Source organism: Microbacterium sp. K24 (genome assembly GCF_004794465.1).
Lineage (GTDB): Bacteria > Actinomycetota > Actinomycetes > Actinomycetales > Microbacteriaceae > Microbacterium.
Genome location: NZ_SSDJ01000066.1, coordinates 37,961 through 55,139 on the forward strand (window position 1 = coordinate 37,961; position 17,179 = coordinate 55,139).

Annotated in this window: 15 protein-coding genes; 12 read left to right on the forward strand and 3 right to left on the reverse strand. The window is 69.4% G+C overall.

Annotated features, from left to right (window positions below; genetic code table 11):
* Window positions 1–10 precede the first annotated feature (10 nt).
* Entirely contained in the window at window positions 11–1,942 is a 1,932-nt protein-coding gene (pknB, locus tag DW306_RS04665) for a Stk1 family PASTA domain-containing Ser/Thr kinase (protein ID WP_136054480.1), read from the reverse strand.
* A 78-nt stretch (window positions 1,943–2,020) separates the two neighbouring features.
* Window positions 2,021–3,184, reverse strand: a complete 1,164-nt coding sequence (locus tag DW306_RS04670; RefSeq protein WP_136054481.1) for a LysM peptidoglycan-binding domain-containing protein — start codon at window positions 3,182–3,184, stop codon at window positions 2,021–2,023.
* A gap of 128 nt (window positions 3,185–3,312) precedes the next feature.
* On the opposite strand from DW306_RS04670, the gene DW306_RS04675 reads away from it, so the two are divergent.
* Complete coding sequence (locus tag DW306_RS04675) at window positions 3,313–3,663, forward strand: Rv2175c family DNA-binding protein (RefSeq protein WP_342670831.1); 351 nt, start codon at window positions 3,313–3,315, stop codon at window positions 3,661–3,663.
* Window positions 3,664–3,676: 13 nt separating this feature from the next.
* Here the strand turns inward: DW306_RS04675 and DW306_RS04680 are convergent, their stop codons facing one another.
* Entirely contained in the window at window positions 3,677–4,765 is a 1,089-nt protein-coding gene (locus DW306_RS04680; RefSeq protein WP_240747058.1) for a polyprenyl synthetase family protein, read from the reverse strand.
* Between the two features lie 97 nt (window positions 4,766–4,862).
* On the opposite strand from DW306_RS04680, the gene DW306_RS04685 reads away from it, so the two are divergent.
* The 11 genes from DW306_RS04685 (at window position 4,863) to murC (ending at window position 17,063) form a co-directional block, all read left to right on the forward strand.
* Window positions 4,863–5,237 (forward strand): DUF3040 domain-containing protein, encoded by a 375-nt coding sequence (locus DW306_RS04685; protein WP_136054483.1) that lies wholly within the window; start codon window positions 4,863–4,865, stop codon window positions 5,235–5,237.
* 234 nt (window positions 5,238–5,471) lie between these two features.
* Entirely contained in the window at window positions 5,472–5,903 is a 432-nt protein-coding gene (mraZ, locus tag DW306_RS04690) for a division/cell wall cluster transcriptional repressor MraZ (protein WP_056418591.1), read from the forward strand.
* Window positions 5,904–6,005: 102 nt separating this feature from the next.
* Complete coding sequence (gene rsmH, locus DW306_RS04695; protein WP_136054484.1) at window positions 6,006–6,944, forward strand: 16S rRNA (cytosine(1402)-N(4))-methyltransferase RsmH; 939 nt, start codon at window positions 6,006–6,008, stop codon at window positions 6,942–6,944.
* On the forward strand, window positions 6,941–7,507 hold the full coding sequence (locus DW306_RS04700; RefSeq protein WP_136054485.1) for a hypothetical protein: 567 nt from the start codon (window positions 6,941–6,943) through the stop codon (window positions 7,505–7,507). Before rsmH ends, DW306_RS04700 begins: the two co-directional genes overlap by 4 nt.
* Window positions 7,508–7,540: 33 nt before the next feature.
* Window positions 7,541–9,307, forward strand: coding sequence for a penicillin-binding protein 2 (locus DW306_RS04705; protein ID WP_136054486.1), 1,767 nt, complete (start codon window positions 7,541–7,543; stop codon window positions 9,305–9,307).
* Between the two features lie 27 nt (window positions 9,308–9,334).
* The gene (gene murF, locus DW306_RS04710) at window positions 9,335–10,747 is read left to right on the forward strand and encodes a UDP-N-acetylmuramoyl-tripeptide--D-alanyl-D-alanine ligase (protein WP_136054487.1); all 1,413 of its coding nucleotides are present in this window, start codon (window positions 9,335–9,337) and stop codon (window positions 10,745–10,747) included.
* On the forward strand, window positions 10,744–11,850 hold the full coding sequence (gene mraY, locus DW306_RS04715) for a phospho-N-acetylmuramoyl-pentapeptide-transferase (protein ID WP_136054488.1): 1,107 nt from the start codon (window positions 10,744–10,746) through the stop codon (window positions 11,848–11,850). The genes murF and mraY overlap by 4 nt, the downstream gene beginning before the upstream one ends.
* Complete coding sequence (murD, locus tag DW306_RS04720) at window positions 11,840–13,375, forward strand: UDP-N-acetylmuramoyl-L-alanine--D-glutamate ligase (protein WP_136054489.1); 1,536 nt, start codon at window positions 11,840–11,842, stop codon at window positions 13,373–13,375. The genes mraY and murD overlap by 11 nt, the downstream gene beginning before the upstream one ends.
* The gene (ftsW, locus tag DW306_RS04725) at window positions 13,344–14,549 is read left to right on the forward strand and encodes a putative lipid II flippase FtsW (protein WP_136054490.1); all 1,206 of its coding nucleotides are present in this window, start codon (window positions 13,344–13,346) and stop codon (window positions 14,547–14,549) included. The genes murD and ftsW overlap by 32 nt, the downstream gene beginning before the upstream one ends.
* Window positions 14,546–15,622, forward strand: coding sequence for a UDP-N-acetylglucosamine--N-acetylmuramyl-(pentapeptide) pyrophosphoryl-undecaprenol N-acetylglucosamine transferase (locus DW306_RS04730; protein ID WP_136054491.1), 1,077 nt, complete (start codon window positions 14,546–14,548; stop codon window positions 15,620–15,622). Before ftsW ends, DW306_RS04730 begins: the two co-directional genes overlap by 4 nt.
* A gap of 40 nt (window positions 15,623–15,662) precedes the next feature.
* Window positions 15,663–17,063, forward strand: a complete 1,401-nt coding sequence (gene murC, locus DW306_RS04735) for a UDP-N-acetylmuramate--L-alanine ligase (protein ID WP_136054492.1) — start codon at window positions 15,663–15,665, stop codon at window positions 17,061–17,063.
* The last annotated feature ends 116 nt before the right edge of the window (window positions 17,064–17,179 follow it).

The following is a 17,179-nucleotide window of genomic DNA, read 5'->3' on the forward strand; positions in this document are numbered from 1 at the left end:
GCTGAGGCGGTCAGCCGGCGGCGAACACGCGCACTTCCGAGCCCCGCACGCGCGACTCACCGGCCCCGGGGTCGGTGCGCGTGGCGGTGAAGATGTCCCAGACGAGCTCCGGAGCGGCGGTGACCGGCTTGAACCCGGCATCCTGCAGCTTCTTCACCGCGTCGCGGATCGAGATGCCGGAGACGTCGGGGATCTCGATGGGCTCCGGACCCAGCGAGACGATCAGCTTGACGTCATCACCCGGGCGCCAGTTCCCCTGCTCCGCACGGTCGGCGTATCCGATGACGCGGTCCTTGCCGATCGAGTCGCTGTATTGCTCGACGCGCTCGTCGACGACGTTCAGCCCCTTGTCCGTCAACGCTTGGGTGGCCTGCTGCACCGACGTGTCGGCGACATCGGGCAGAGGTCCCAGCGACACGTAGAAGTCGACCGTGTCGGCCTCGAAGAGATCGCATCCATCACCACAGCCGTACTTCTCGCCCCCGGCCCGTGGGGCCACGAAGGCATTGATGACCACGCCGGCCGCGGCATCCGAGAACAGCTCCAGCGTCTCGTCGGCCACCGTGACGTTCAGGGTCTCCAGATAGGCGCGGGCATCGTCCTCGGTCTTGCCGTTGAGGGGTTCGACCGTGTGGGGCTCCGGACCGAGCGAGATCAGGACCGTCACCTCCACGCCCTTCTCGAGCCGGTCGCCCGCCTGCGGGTCGGTGCGGATCGCCAGATCCTTCTCGACGTCGACCGAGTACTCCTCGCCGCGCACGGGCGTGAGGCCTTCGGCGGTGAGGGCTTCGGCAGCCTGCTCGTACGTCGATCCGGCGACGTCCGGCACGGCGATCAGGGAGCCGGGGCCCGATCCGAACCACCAGCCGACACCGCCGGCGAGGACGGCGAGCAGCAGTACGAGCGTGAGGAGGAACGCTCCACGCGCACGTCGCCGTGACGCACGGCGACGCAGGATCGTCGCGTTGTCGATAGCCGGGGAGACCGGCGCCGTCGGGTCGGCGATGACCATCGTGCCCGGCATCACCTTGGTCAGGTCGCCCGAGTCGCCCTGACTGCGCTGCGACATGGTCGCCGCAGCGACGGCGGGCGCGATGCCGAGCTCGCGCTCGATCTCGCGCAGGCGGTCGAGCATCTGCTGCGCGTCGTCGGGTCGTTCGTCGGGGGACTTCTCGGTCGCCCACAGCACGAGCTCGTCGAGCGGCTCGGGAACCGAGGGGTTGCGCACGCTGGGGCGGGGGACCGACTCGGTGGCGTGCTGGAACGCGATCTGCATGGGCTGCTCGCCCTTGTACGGCTGCTCGCCGACCAGCATCTCGTACAGCATGATGCCGAGCGCGTAGATGTCGCTGCGGGCGTCGGCGGTCCCTCGGGTCACGAGCTCGGGAGCGAGGTAGGCGATCGTGCCGAGCAGCTGCTGGCCGGTCGCGGTGTTCGCCGTCGTCGCCCTGGCCAGACCGAAGTCGCCGATCTTGATGCGGCCGTCCTCGGCGAGGAGCACGTTCTCGGGTTTCACGTCGCGGTGCACGATGCCGGCGCGGTGCGCGGCGGACAGGCCGGCGAGGATGGCGTCCATGATCGTGATCGTCTGAGGGATGGTGAGCCTCTTCTGCTCGCGCAGCAGCTCACGCAGGGTGATGCCGGGAAGGTACTCCATCACCAGGTAGGCGAGTTCGCCGTCCTGACCCTGGTCGAAGACGTTCACGACGTGCGGATCGGCGAGGCGTGCGGCGGCTCGTGCCTCCTGGATGAAACGGCTCTGGAAGGCGGAGTCGTCGCTGAGGTGGGCGTGCATCACCTTGAGCGCGATGCGCCGCTCGAGGCGGAGGTCGGTCGCGACGTAGACCGTGGCCATCCCGCCTCGGGCGATCCGTGCCCGAACGCGGTAGCGGCCGTCGACAAGCCGCCCGATGAGGGGGTCGGCCTGATGATTGGTCGTCACGTCAGAATTCTATGGAGAACTGCCTGAAAGACAGGGGAACGGCTCACCCCTGAGGGCTGTGGGTTTTCCGTGTGCGGCTCAGCCGTAGAGCGCGAGCCAGGTGTACGCCTGCGCTTCCCACTGGCCGTACTTGTCGGGATACGCGGAGATCTGCACGGCCTGCGCGGCATCCGTGAAGGCCATGCTCTCCCACCCGGGGATGTCGAGCAGGCCGCGCGTGGTCTGGCCGTTCGGGTCGCCCGCACCGCCGTAGAACACTCGCGTGCTGCGGTCGGCATCCATGATCTGCGCGGGGGATCCCCAGCCCGTGCTCGGGCGCTGCTGGAAGATGCCCAGCGAGTCGCGGTCGCCCCCGTCGAGGTTGCGCAGTCCGGATTCGACCATGCCCGTCGCGAGCGCGATCGCGACGGCGCGGTCGGAGACGCCGAGTTCCCGTCCGATGCGGATGATCAAGGCGGCGTTCGCAGCCTGCTCCGCGGTGAGCGCGGTGGCCGTGGCCGTCGGGGCCGCCGCAGGCGCCGGGGCCGGTGCACCCTGCACCGCGATGGTCTGACCGGGATAGATGACCGATGACGAGTCGAGGCCGTTCAGCGCGAAGATCGCCTGCGTGGTCGTGCCGTACTTCCGGGCGATCCCGAAGACGGTGTCCCCGGCGACGACCGTGTGCACTGTGACGGCGGCCGGGGTCACGACGGCGACGGGAGCGGCGGCGGGGGCTGTCGCGACGGGGGCGGAGCCCGCCACCGCGAGAGTCTGCCCGGGGTAGATGATCGACGCGCGCGTCAGTCCGTTCGCGTTCAGCACCGCGTCGACCGTGGTGCCGTACTTCTGTGCGATCCCGTAGACGGTGTCTCCGGCGACGACCGTGTGGAGCGTCGCTGTCGGTGCGACCGCCACGGGCGCGACGACGACGGCGGCCGGGGCCAGCAGCGTCAGCGTCTGGCCCGGGTAGATCACCGATCGCCAGGTGAGCCCGTTCCATGTGAGCACGTCGACCGTGCGGAGTCCGAAGCCGGCCGCGATGGCCGAGACCGTGTCTCCGGGTTGCACGACGTAGCTCGCGGGGGCGACCTGGGCGGGCACCGGACGGAGGGCGGAGGCTCGTTGGCGTTCGACGACGCTCGGTGCCGGAGCCGCGTCGGCGGGCGCCGCGACCATCGTTCCGGCGAGTGCGCCGATGACGGCGGCGGGCATTCCGAGCTGAAGATATCGGGTGCGACGAGTGGCGGTGTTCTGTCTCAAGGGTCCCCCTTTTCGAGCACCTCACGTTGACACGGAAGTAAACAGAAGTCAACAGAAGTGACAGAAGTGAAAGGTGTGACTGGAGTGCCGACATGCGGCATCCGATCGGAGATGAGATAGTGGGCAACGTGTCTGAGAACGTTGTGGAGAATCCTGCTGTCGAGTGGCTGACGATGCCCGACCTCGTCGAGGTGCTGGATGTGCCGCTCGGCCGCGTCCGTCGCCTGATCGACGAGCACTACCTCGTCGGTTCGCGCCGCAACGGCGCCTTCGCGGTTCCCGCGGTCTTCATCGTCGACGGGCATCCGCTCAGCTCTCTGCGCGGCACGATCATCGTGCTGCAGGATGCCGGCTTCACCGACGACGAGCTCATCGACTGGCTGCTGGAAGAAGAGGAGAGCCTCGGCCGTTCGCCGATCGCCGCCCTCCTCGACGGCCACAAGAGCGCGGTCCGCCGGCTCGCGCGCACCCTGGCCTGACCGGCGGGCTCGTTCAGGCCGAGCGCACCGTGGCTGCGCGTGCGAGATCCCGCAGCTCGCCGACGGAGGCGTTGTCCAGCCGAGCGCCGGAGAGCGCTCGATCCGCTTCGCGGGCGTAGTCGGCGATCATGGCCTCCACCTGCTCCAGCGCGCCGGAGTCCGCGATGGTCGCCTGCAGGAACGAGACCTGCTGCGCGGTGAGCTCGGGGTCGCCGAGCATCTCGTCGAGGAGATTCCGCGCCGAGGTGTCGAGACCCTCTCGGGTGAGCGCGACGAGAACCGTCCGCTTGCCCTCCCGCAGGTCGTCGCCTGCGGGTTTGCCGGTGACGGAGGAGTCGCCGAAGACGCCCAGGATGTCGTCGCGGAGCTGGAACGCCATCCCGATCGGGTGTCCGAAGCGTCGGAGCGCCGCCATCTGATCGTCGTCGGCGCCGGCGAGGGCGCCGCCGAGGACGAGGGGCTGCTCGATGCTGTAGCGGGCGGACTTGAGCGACACCACGCGCAGCGCACGCTCGGCGTAGAGGCTTCGGTCGTTCACGCTCCAGGCGGACTCCTCGGCGATGTCGAGGAACTGCCCGGTCGTGACGTCGCGGCGCATCCGGGCATACTCGCGCCGCACGGCACGCGCGTGGGGGTGTCCTTCCAGAGCGGACTCCAGGAGGTCGTCGCTCCAGGCCACGAGGAGGTCGCCGAGCAGCACCGCGGAGGCCCGGCCGAAGGACTCCGCGTCGCCGGACCATCCGTACTCCCGGTGCGACGCCTCGAGCGCGCGGTGCGCCGCCGGCCGGCCACGACGGGTGTCGGAGTTGTCGATCAGATCGTCGTGGACCAGCGCCGCCGACTGGAAGATCTCCAGGGCGGCGCAGACGTCCCAGAGGGCATCGGCTTCGGCGGCGTCACGGTCGCCGAACCGGGCGACGGCCCGCCAGCCGGCGTGGCAGAAGCGGGCCCGAAGGCGTTTCCCGCCGCTCAGCGTCCGAGCCGCGGCATCGAGGAACGTACCGGCCTCGGCGCCGTAGTCGGCGGACTCGGTGCGCATCAGAGCCAGGAAGAGGTCCAGACGGGCGGCCACGGCGGCGGGCACAGGGGAGGGGGACGACACGACTCCCAGCATACGTAAAGCAAGGAGGGCCGGATCTGCTAGCCCCGGACGCCTCGTCGCGCGTAGAATGAAGAGCACCATACCCGAGGGGGACGAAATGCCACTCTCCGAACAGGAGCAGCGTCTGCTCGATGAGATGGAACGCCATCTCCTCCACAACGACGCCGATGTCGTGAGCGCGCCGTCAGGCGATCGAACATTGAGCTATCGCAACCTCGTCTATGGTGCCCTGCTGCTCCTCGCCGGTGTCGGCGGCCTCGTCGCCGGTGTCATCGTCGGCGACGTTTGGGGCATCGTGATCGGCGTCGTCGGATTCGCGGCCATGCTCGCGGGTGTCATGGTCGCCGTGACTCCCGTCCGCCGGACCACGCCCGCGGAGCCCCGCGAGCGGTCGGCCTCGAAGCAGCCGAGTTCCGCCTCCTTCATGGACCGAATGAACGACCGCTGGGACCGCCGCCAAGACGGGCGCTGATCCCGCCATAATTCTCTCGAAAGCCCGGATGCTGAGCATCCGGGCTTTTCTGCGTTAAGGCCCCGGGTCCTCCACTCGCCCTCCACCTTGCTCCACCGCGGAATTCCGCGGCTCTTCAGCGCGTCCGAATGCCGCAAGGCGGGGAACGATGCGATTCGTCGTAGGTTTGTGGAGGAAAGTGGAGTAAAGTGGGGCGCACCTCGAGTTGGCCGGACGCAGAGGGGGTGATGGCCGATGTTGCTGGGAACGCATTCTCCGAAGCTGGACGACAAAGGACGGGTCATCCTTCCCGCGAAGTTCCGCGAAGACCTCGGCGGCGGCATCGTCGTCACGCGTGGCCAGGAACGCTGCCTCTACGTGTTCAGCACGGCCGAATTCGAGACCATGCACGAGCGGATCCGTCAGGCGCCGCTCGCCAACAAGCAGGCGCGTGACTTCATGCGTCTGTTCCTCTCCGGTGCGAGTGCGGAGATGCCCGATAGTCAGAACCGCATCACCATCCCCGCCCACCTGCGTCAGTACGCGGGCCTGCAGAAAGAGCTCATCGTCACCGGAGTCGGCGCCCACGCCGAGATCTGGGATGCCGAGAGCTGGAACGCCTACCTCGCCGCCGGCGAGGAGACCTACTCTGATCTCGAGCAGGAGGTGATTCCGGGACTCTTCTGACCACGGCTGTGATGCCCCGCCGCTCCCGCCCCGACACACTTCCCCGGTGCCGGGTCGCGAAGCGGAGGGGGATCAGAGCCGAAGGTCAACCCGAGAAAGATCATGAACCTCCGCGATATCCACACCCCCGTGCTGCTCGACCGCTGCGTCGAGCTGCTCGCTCCCGCCCTCCAGGCCGACGGAGCGATCCTCGTCGACGCCACGCTCGGCATGGGCGGCCACTCAGAGGCGCTCCTCGAGCGCTTCCCCCGCATCCGCCTCGTCGGGCTCGACCGCGACACGGACGCCCTCCGGATCGCCGGAGAGCGTCTCGTCCGTTTCGCGGACCGCATCACCCTCGTCCACACCGTCTACGACGAGATCGGGCTGCATGCGCAGGGCGCGGCCGGCATCCTCTTCGATCTCGGCGTCTCGTCGCTGCAGCTCGATGAGGCGGAGCGCGGCTTCGCCTACTCCAAGGACGCTCCGCTCGACATGCGGATGGATCAGACCAACGGCGTCACCGCCGCCGACGTGATCGCCACCTACAGCGAGGGCAACCTGCGCCGCATCTTCGAGCGCTACGGCGAGGAGAAGCTCGCCGGCAGGTACGCGCGCTTCATCATCGAAGCGCGGCAGAAGAAGCCCATCACCCGCTCCGGCGAGCTGGTCGACATCCTCCAGGCCGCGACCCCCGCGGCGGCCCAGCGCGCCGGTCACCCGGCGAAGCGCGTCTTCCAGGCCCTCCGTATCGAGGTCAACACCGAGCTGAACGTGCTCGCCGATGCGATCCCGTCCGCCATGGATGCCCTGAGCGTCGGCGGCCGCATCGTCGTGATGTCGTACCAGTCGCTGGAGGACCGCCTCGTCAAGCAGGCGTTCGCCGCGGCATCCGCCTCGACCGCCCCCGCCGGGCTGCCGGTCGAGCTCCCCGAGCACGCTCCGCGATTCCGCATCCTCACCAAGGGCGCCGAGCTCGCCGACGACGACGAGCGTGCGCGCAACCCGCGTGCGATCCCGGTGCGCCTGCGCGCCGCCGAGAAGCTGCGGGAGAGCGCATGAGCATGAACGCCACCGTCCGCAAGACGGTCCAGCCCGTCGCACCGGCACCCGCACGCGCGCCGCAGCGGCGTCTTCAGCCGGTCACACGCACGACGGCACGACGCAAGCCGAAGCTCGCCTATGCCCTCATCGCGCTCGGCGGAGCCCTCGCGATCGGCGCCGCTCAGATCGGACTGTCCCTCGCGATCACGCAGGACTCGTTCGCGCTGGCGGACCTCGCCTCGCAGCAGCGCGAACTCGACCTGCGCACCCACGCCCTCCAGGAGGAGCTGACCGGACTGAGCTCCCCGCAGGTGCTCGCGACCGGAGCCGCAGGCCTCGGAATGGTGGTGGCCGGCTCGCCGTCCTACCTCCGCCTCAGCGACGGCGCCGTGTTCGGCACCGGCGCAGGCGCCGACTGGACGTCGACCGTCGACCCCGCGGGCGCCGGCGCGGTCAGCAATGCGCTGATCACCGCACCGCCCGCCGAGACGCCTGCGGCCGAGGACGGCACCGCGGTCCAGACGACGCAGGACCTTCCTCCCGCCATCACCGACGGGCTCCCGAGCCCGACCACCCACTGACCTTCCGACCGCACCGATCGACGGAGAGATCGCATGACGACAAGAGCCACCCGCGGCCCGAGGCGACGCACCGTCGTCGCCCTCGCCGTCATCCTCACGGTGCTGGCGACCTTCGTGGTGCGTCTCGTCGACATCCAGGTCGTGAGCGCCGATGCCCACGTCTCCGATTCTCTCCAGCACCTCGGCGCGGGCGACACGATCTCCGGGCAGCGCGGCTCGATCGTCGACTCCGGCGGCACGGTGCTCGCGTCCAGCGTGATGGTCTACGACGCGCAGCTCAGCCCGAAGGTGATCATGCTGCTGGAGGACAAGGAGCCCGAGCTGCCGTGGGCCGAGGCCTCGGAGAAGATCGCCGCGATCACCGGTCAGACCGGCGACGAGGTGCGCACCATCGTCGCCGACGCCCTGGCCGTCGACGCTGAGAGCCAGTACGCGCCGCTGAAGAAGTCGCTCACCACCGAGCAGTACATCGAGCTCCGCGACCTGAAGCTCTCCTACCTGCACTTCGAGGCGAGGGAGACGCGCGTCTACCCGAACGGCGCCGTGGCGGGCAACGTGCTCGGATTCCTCGACAACTCGGGGGCGGCGCAGGCCGGCATCGAGCAGATGGAGGAGAGCTGCCTGGCACCCGTCGACGGCGAGGAGTCCTACCGCATCGGCAAGGACGGCGTCGTCATCCCCGGCAGCGAGCGCATCGTGGATGCCGTGAACGGCGGCACCGTGCAGCTGACGATCAACAGCGACCTCAACTGGTACCTGCAGCAGATGATCGCCGAAGAGGCGCAGAAGCAGGGCGCGAAGGGCGGCACGGTCACGGTCGTCGAGGTGAAGACCGGGAAGATCCGCGCAGCGGCCGAATGGCCGGCGATGGACCCCAACGACCTCGACTCGTCGACCCCCGAGACGCGGTACAGCCAGATCTTCCACAAGGACTTCGAGCCCGGATCCACGTTCAAGGCCATCACCGCGGCCGCAGCGATCGAGGGCGCGGGCCTGACCCCGTACAGCACGGTCACCGCCTCGTCGCGCGAGACGTTCCCCAACGGCGCCGTCATCAACGACTCGTTCAACCACCCGGCGTACAACTACACGCTCGCGGGCGGCCTGATCGACTCGTCCAACGTGGCGCTGTCGAAGTTCGGCACGATGGTCAGCCCCGACGTCCGCTACGACTACCTGCAGAATTTCGGCGTCGGCGAGAAGACGCTCGGCTTCCCGTCCGAGGTGGGCGGCATCCTGCACCCGGTCAGCGAATGGGACAACCAGTCGCTCTACACGACCACGTTCGGCCAGTACTTCACCGTGACCGCACCGCAGCTCGCCGGCGCCTACCAGGCGATCGCGAACGGCGGCGAGAAGATCGACCTGTCGCTCATCGAGTCGTGCACGGGCTCCGACGGCACGGTCGTCACCCCCGACGCGCCGGCGCATCAGCAGGTCGTCGCCGAGAAGACGGCGGCGGAGCTCACGCAGATGCTCGAGAACGTCGCCGTGCAGGGCGGCAACGCCGACCGGATCCAGGTGCCCGGCTACCGGGTGACTAGCAAGACGGGTACCGCCCAGGTCTCCGACGGCAACGGCGGGTACAAGGCCGGGGTGTACTACACCAGCATGGTGGGCTTCGCGCCGGTGGACGACCCCCAGTACGTCGTCGTGGTCACCCTCGACGAGCCGACTAAGGTTGTATCGTCCGCGGCCACCGCATCCGCCTTCCAGAAGGCGATGACGCAGGTGATGAAGACCTATCGCGTGATGCCGTCCACCATCCCCATGGACGCGCTCCTCCCCAAATTCGGATAGACGGCGAGAGCCGCGCATGGAGATGACATGATCGCCCTGACGCTCGCTGAGATCACCGCCGCAGTCGGCGGTGATCTGCGCGTCGCCGGAGAAGACACGGCGGCGACCGTCGTCGACGGCGTGGTCGACACGGATTCCCGGAACATGGTCCCGGGCTCGGTCTTCGTGGCGAAGCCCGGTGCAGAGACCGACGGCCACCGGTTCGTCGGCGCGGCCGTGGAGGCCGGTGCCGCGCTGGCGATCGTCGAGCACGTCGTCGACGTCGCCGTGTCGCAGATCGTCGTGCCCGATGCCGTGGCGGCCCTCGGCGCCCTCGCGAAGGACGTGGTGGCCCGTGTGCGCGCCGGCGGCGACCTGCGGATCGTCGGCATCACCGGATCGAACGGCAAGACCACCACGAAGAACTTCCTCGCGCGCATCCTCGAGGACGAGGGTGAGACCGTCGCGCCCGTCAACTCCTTCAACAACGAGGTCGGCGCGCCGGTGACCATGCTGCGGGTCACGCACGGCACACGGTTCCTGGTGAGCGAGTTCGGCGCGGCCGCACCCGGCAGCATCGCGCACCTCGCGGGACTCGTCGAGCCCGATGTCGCGGTCGTCCTGATGGTGGGCATGGCGCACGCCGGCGGCTTCGGCGGCATCGAGGAGACCGCGAAGGCGAAGGCGGAGCTCGTCGCCGCGGCGAAGACCCCGGGCACCGCGGTGCTGAACATCGACGACGCCCGCGTCGCCGCCATGCAGGAGCTCGCGCGCGAGCGCGGCCTGCGCGTGGTCGGCTTCGGCCAGAGCACCGCGGCCGATGTGCGGGCCCATGACATCGTGGTCTCGGCATCCGGCACCACCTGCGAGATCGAGTCGGGCGGTGAGCGGATCCCGCTGCACCTGCGCGTGCTCGGCGCGCACCACATCACCAACGCCCTCGCGGCCATCGCCGCGGCGGGCGTGCTCGGTGTGCCGCTGGCGGATGCCGTCGCGCGGCTGGAGACGGTCGAGATCGCCGAGCGGTGGCGCATGCAGCCCCTGGGCAACGACCGCGTGCGCATCATCAACGACGCCTACAACGCCAGCCCCGACTCGATGGCAGCGGCTCTGCGCACGCTCGCCCAGATCACCGCCCCCGACGAGCGCACGGTCGCCGTCCTCGGCGCGATGAGCGAGCTCGGCGAGGCCGCAGGGGAGGAGCACGACCGGATCGGTCTGCTCGCCGTGCGCCTGAACATCCAGCGGATCGTCGTCGTCGGCCCCGAAGCCCGGAGGCTCTACCTCGCCGCCGTCGGCGAGGGCTCGTGGGACAGCGAGGCCGTGCATCTGCCCGACCAGGACGCCGCCTTCGAGTACCTCCGCACGGAGCTCCGTGACGGAGATCGTGTGCTCGTGAAGTCATCCAATTCCGTGGGCCTCCGGCATCTCGGCGATCGTCTGGGAGAATTGTTCTCGTGAGGTCTCTCATCATGGCGGCGGCGATCTCGCTCGCCTTCACCCTGTTCCTGACTCCCGTGTTCCTCCGGCTCTTCCGGAAGTGGGGGTGGGGGCAGGTCATCCGCACCCCGGAGGCCGTGGAGAACCCCAGCCACGAGGCGAAGCGCGGCACCCCCACGATGGGCGGCGTCATCTTCATCGCCGGCTCGATCATCGGATACTTCACGGGCGTCTTCGTCAGCGGCGAGGTGCCTGCGCTGTCGGCGCTCCTGGTGATCTGGCTGATGGTCGGATTCGGCGCGGTCGGATTCATCGACGACTACATGAAGGTGCGCAGCCAGCGCAGCCTCGGCCTGTCCGGCTGGCGCAAGATCATCGGCCAGCTGCTGGTGATCATCCCCTTCGGCATCGTGGCGCTCAACTTCCCGAACAAGTTCGGGCAGACGCCGGCGAGCGGGGCGATCTCGCTGTTCCGCGACTTCACCTGGCTCGATCTCTTCGCGTTCGGGGTGATCCTCGGCTGGATCCTGTACCTCGCGTGGATCGCGATCATCGGCGTGGCGACGTCGAACAGCGTGAACCTGACCGACGGACTCGACGGGCTCGCCGCGGGCGCCGGTGTCATCGTGGTCGGCGCGTACAGCGTGATCGCGTTCTGGCAGTTCAAGCAGCCCTGCATCGGCGGCGACCCCGGCTCGTTGGGCGGATGCTACGAGGTGCGCGACCCGTTCAACCTGGCCGTCATCGCCGCGTCGTTCGCCGCGGGACTGATCGGCTTCCTGTGGTGGAACGCGCCGAAGGCGAAGGTCTTCATGGGCGACGTCGGATCGATGGCGATCGGCGGCGTGATCACCGCGATGGCGATCCTCACCCGCACCGAGCTGCTGCTCCTCGTCATCGCCGGCGTCTTCGTCCTGTCGTCCGGCTCGGTGATCCTGCAGCGCACGTACTTCAAGATCACGCGCGGAAAGCGGCTGTTCCTGATGAGTCCCTTCCACCATCACCTGGAGATGCGCGGCTGGTCGGAGATCACGATCGTGGTGCGCATGTGGATCATCGCCGGCCTCCTGGCCGTGTCGGCCATCGGTCTGTTCTACGTCGAATGGCTCACGCGTGTCGGCTGATCGGCTGAGCACCCTCACCAGCTGGCACGCTGATTGGCGCGGGCTCCGCGTCGCGGTGCTCGGTCTCTCGATGACGGGATTCTCGGTCGCGGACACGCTCGCCGAACTCGGCTCCGACGTCCTGGTGCTCAGCGAGTCCGCCGAGGAGGAGTACGAGCGGCTGCTGCCGGTGATCGGCGCACGGCTCGAGCTGGGTCCGCTCGCCGAGGTGCCGGCGTCGCTGGTCGACTTCCGCCCCGACGTCGTGATCGCCTCGCCGGGCTTCTCGCCGTCGCATCCGCTGATCCGCTGGGCGCAGGAGTCGGATGTCGCGATCTGGGGCGATGTCGAGCTCGCCTGGCGCGTGCGCGACAAGGTGCTCCGGGCGGACGGCACTCCCGCCGACTGGGTGCTCATCACCGGGACGAACGGCAAGACCACCACGACCCAGCTCACGGCTTCGCTGCTGGTCGAGGGCGGTCTCCGCGCCGCGCCGTGCGGCAACATCGGCGTGCCCGTGCTCGACGCCGTGCGCGACCCCGCGGGGTTCGACGTGCTCGTCGTCGAGCTGTCCAGCCACCAGCTCTGGTACCTCGGGCAGTCGCGGCCCGAAGGCGAGCTGTACCCGTACGCCTCGGTCTGTCTCAACCTCGCCGACGATCATCTCGTCTGGCACGGGAGCGCGGCGGCCTACCGGGACGCGAAGGCGGTGGTCTACCGCAACACCCGGGTCGCCTGCGTCTACAACAAGGCCGATGCCGCCACACGGCTGATGGTGGAGGAGGCGGAGGTCGTCGAGGGCGCCCGCGCCATCGGGTTCGATCTCGGCATCCCGGGTCCGAGCGACATCGGCGTGGTGGAGGGCCTGATCGTCGATCGCGCGTTCCTGGATGACCGCGCCCGGAGCGCGCTCGAGCTGACCACCATCGCCGATCTCGACAAGGCCGGGCTCGCCGCCCCTCACATCGTGCAGAACATCCTCGCCGCCAGCGCCCTCGCGCGGTCGCTCGGCACGGAGCCGGCGGCGATCCACGAGGCCCTGCAGCGGTTCCAGCTCGACGCGCACCGCATCCAGGTCATCGCCCGGCATGCCGGCGTCGTCTGGGTCGACGACTCGAAGGCGACGAACCCGCACGCGGCGGCATCCTCGCTCCGCGCCTACCCGGGCGCCGTGTGGATCGTCGGCGGAGATCTCAAGGGCGTCGACATCGCGGAGCTGGTCGCCGACGTCGGATCCACGGCTCGCGCAGCCGTCGTGATCGGGGTCGAACGGGGCGACGTCGTCGCGGCATTCCGGCGACACGCGCCCGTGGTCCCGGTGTTCGAGGTCGATGCTGGCGAGACTGGTCAGGTCATGAACCGTGTCGTGGAGATCGCGGCGGGGGTCGTCGGCGACGAGGGCACAGTTCTGCTGGCCCCGGCGGCGGCATCCTTCGACCAGTTCTCCAGCTATGCGGATCGCGGACACCGCTTCGCCGAGGCGGTGCGGGACTGGATCGACCGGGGGAGCGCCGATGACGCAGGTATCCCGCCCTCCGCGGTCTGAGTCCGGCGGACTCGCCGCCCGGGTCTCGCTCGGCCGCCGGTTCACCCCGGTGTCGACCGAGTTCCTGCTCATCGCGTCGACCGCCCTGCTGCTCACGCTCTTCGGTCTGGTGATGGTGCTGTCCGCCACCAGTGCGACGGCCGTCGCCGACGGCGCGAACCCGATGGACGGCGCGCTGCGTCAAGGCGTGTTCGCCCTGCTCGGCATCCCCCTGATGTTCCTCATCAGTCGACTGCCGATCGCCTTCCTCAAGAAGATGGCCTGGCCGGCGCTGTTCGGCGCCGTGGCCCTGCAGATGCTCGTGTTCACGCCCCTCGGCATCGCCGACGGCGGAAACCGCAACTGGATCAAGATCGCCGGGTTCACGCTGCAGCCGTCCGAGTTCCTCAAGCTCGCCCTCGCCCTCTGGATCGCGGCGGTGCTGCTGCGCAAGCGCACGATGCTCGGCACGTGGCATCACGTGTTCATCCCCGTCATCCCGGTCGGCGCGCTCGCGATCGGCACCGTGCTCGCGGGCAAGGACCTCGGTACCGCGATGGTGCTCGTGCTCATCCTGCTGGGCTGCCTGTTCTTCTCCGGGGTGAAGCTCCGGCTGTTCATCATCCCCGTGATCCTCGGCGTCGTCGCGGTGCTCGCGTACGCGCTCTCCAGCGAGGACCGGATGCGCCGCATCACGGCGACCTGCGACGACATGTCGCTGTACTACACCGACTGCTACCAGTCGATCCACGGGATCTGGGGCATGGCGTCCGGCGGCGTCTTCGGCCTCGGCCTGGGCAATTCGCAGGAGAAGTACGGGTGGCTGCCCGCGGCCGGCAACGACTTCATCTTCGCCATCGTGGGCGAGGAGCTCGGCCTCATCGGATGCATCGTGGTGCTGGCCCTGTTCACGTTCTTCACCGTCGGGGCGTTCCACATCATCCGCAAGACGTCCGATCCGTTCATCCGCGTCGCCGCGGGCGGCATCACGGTGTGGATCGTCGGCCAGGCCGTGCTGAACATCGGCGTCGTCATCGGCGTCTTCCCGGTCATGGGAGTCCCGCTGCCGTTCATGTCCCAGGGCGGGACGGCGCTGCTCGCGGTGCTGATCGCCTGCGGCGTGCTGCTCGCGTTCGCACGCACGCTCCCCGTCGAGGAGAAGCCCTCAGCCGCAGCCGGTAGGGTCACCAGGTGACTTCGTACCTCCTCGCCGGCGGTGGCACCGCCGGCCATGTGAACCCCCTGCTCGCCGTCGCCGATGCGCTGCGCGAGCGCGACCCCGGAGCATCCGTCCTCGTCCTCGGAACCGCGGAGGGTCTGGAATCCCGACTCGTCCCGGAGCGCGGATACGAGCTGCTCATCGTCGATAAGGTTCCCTTCCCGCGGCGGCCGAATCGGCAGGCCGCGGCGTTCCCGTCGCGCTTCCGTCGTGCGATCGCCCAGGTGCGTGCGCACATCCGCACGCACGGCATCGACATCGTCGTCGGCTTCGGCGGCTACGCCTCCGCACCCGCTTACGTCGCCGCCCGCCGCGAGCGCGTGCCCTTCGTCGTGCACGAGGCGAACGCCAAGCCAGGACTCGCGAACGTGCTCGGCGCGCGTTCCGCCGCCGGCGTCGGTGTCGCGTTCGCCGGCACACCGCTGCGCGGCAGCGAGGTCGTCGGGATGCCGCTGCGACGCGAGGTGATCGCCCTCGACCGCCAGGCGACGCGCGACGAGGCGGCCGCGCATTTCGGACTCGACCCCTCGCGTCCCGTCCTGCTGGTGTTCGGCGGCTCGCTCGGTGCGCAGCGGCTGAACGACGCGATGGCCGATTCCTGGGGCGACATCCTCGCCGCGGGCTGGCAGCTGCTGCACGTGACGGGCGAGCGCAGCGACATGGTCGACCCCGAGGTTCCCGGTTACGCGCTGCGGCGTTACGTCGACCGGATGGACCTGGCGTTCGCCCTGGCGGATCTGATCGTGTCGCGCTCCGGCTCGGCGACGGTGAGCGAGGTCAGCGCCCTCGGCATCCCGGCCCTGTACGTGCCGTACTCCGTGGGCAACGGCGAGCAGCGGCTGAACGCGGCGTCGGCTGTGTCCGCCGGGGCCGCGCAGCTGCTCGATGACGCGACCTTCGACGGGGATGCCGTGCGGCGCCTCGTGGTTCCTCTGCTCGGCGATCTTGCACGCATCGAGCGGATGGCCGCGGCCGCGGAGAACGTCGGCACCCGCAGCGGCACCGAGAACGTGATCGCCCTGGTGGACCGTGCTCTCGGCGCCGCGTGACGCGGTCGAGATGCCCCAGGAAAAGTAGACTGAGACCGACATGATCAGACCCGACCTCTCCCTCCCGATCCCCGAGACGATCACCTCCGCGCACTTCATCGGCATCGGCGGTTCCGGCATGAGCGGCCTCGCGAGGATGTTCCTCGACGCGGGCATCCGCGTCTCCGGCACCGACCGGGCCGACAGCGACAACCTCCGTGCTCTCGCTGCTGCCGGGGCGACGGTGCACGTCGGCCACGACGCCGCGTATCTCGGCGATGCCGACACCGTCGTGCACACCGGAGCGATCTGGCCCGAGAACCCCGAGTTCGTCACGGCGAAGGAGCGCGGGCTGCACGTCATCCACCGCTCGCAGGCGCTGCACTGGCTCATCGGCTCCCGCCGGCTCGTCTCCGTCGCCGGCGCGCACGGCAAGACCACGTCCACCGGGATGATCGTCACCGCGCTCCGTGAGCTCGGCGCCGACCCGCACTTCGTGAACGGCGGTGTGATCGAGCAGCTCGGCACGTCGAGCGCCACCGGCACCGGCGACCTGTTCGTGATCGAGGCCGACGAGTCGGACGGCACCTTCCTGCTCTACGACACCGCGGTCGCGCTCATCACGAACGTCGATCCGGATCACCTCGATCATTACGGCTCGGACGAGGCGTTCCACGATGCGTTCGTGCGATTCGCGGATGCCGCCTCCGAGGCCGTCGTGATCTCGAGCGACGATCCCGGGGCCCTGCGCGTCAGCGCCGGGCTCTCGCATGACAACGTCATCACCTTCGGTCAGGCCGAGGATGCGGATCTCCGCGTCACGGACATCGTGGCGGCGGGGCCCGTCGCGGCGACCCTGACCCACGACGGGGAGAGCGTGCGCATGCAGCTCGCGGTCCCCGGTGTGCACAACGCCATCAACGCCGCAGGCGCCGTCGCGGTGCTGCGATCCTTCGGCCACCCGCTGGCCGACGCCGTGCGTGCCGTCGAGGGCTTCGCGGGCACGGTGCGCCGGCTCGAGCAGCACGGCGTCGAACGCGGGGTCACCGTGTACGACGACTACTCGCACCACCCGACCGAGGTCCGCGCGGCGCTCGAGGCCATGCGGAGCATCGCCGGACCGGGCAGGATCATCGCGATCCAGCAGCCGCACACGTACTCGCGCACGCAGCACATGTTCCAGGAGTTCGCCGACGTGCTCGAGGAGTTCGCCGATCACACGGTGATGCTCGACGTGTACGGCGCCCGCGAGGATCCGGTTCCCGGTGTGACCGGGGAGCTGGTCAGCGACGCCTTCCGCGACCAGGAGCACGTCCACTACGTCGCGGACTGGCAGCAGGCCGCCGACTACACCGCCACCGTCGCGCGCGACGGCGACTTCGTCATCACGCTCGGGTGCGGCAACGTCTACCAGATCATCCCGCAGGTGCTGGAGTCGCTGCGCCGGACCGACGAGGCGTAGCCATGCGCCGGCCCGCACCGCTTCCGACCGCCCCGGAGAGCAAGGGGCAGAGGGATGCCGCGCCGGAGGCGGCGATGCGTCCGCGTCGTGGCCAGCGCGCGGTGGCGGACGGCGGA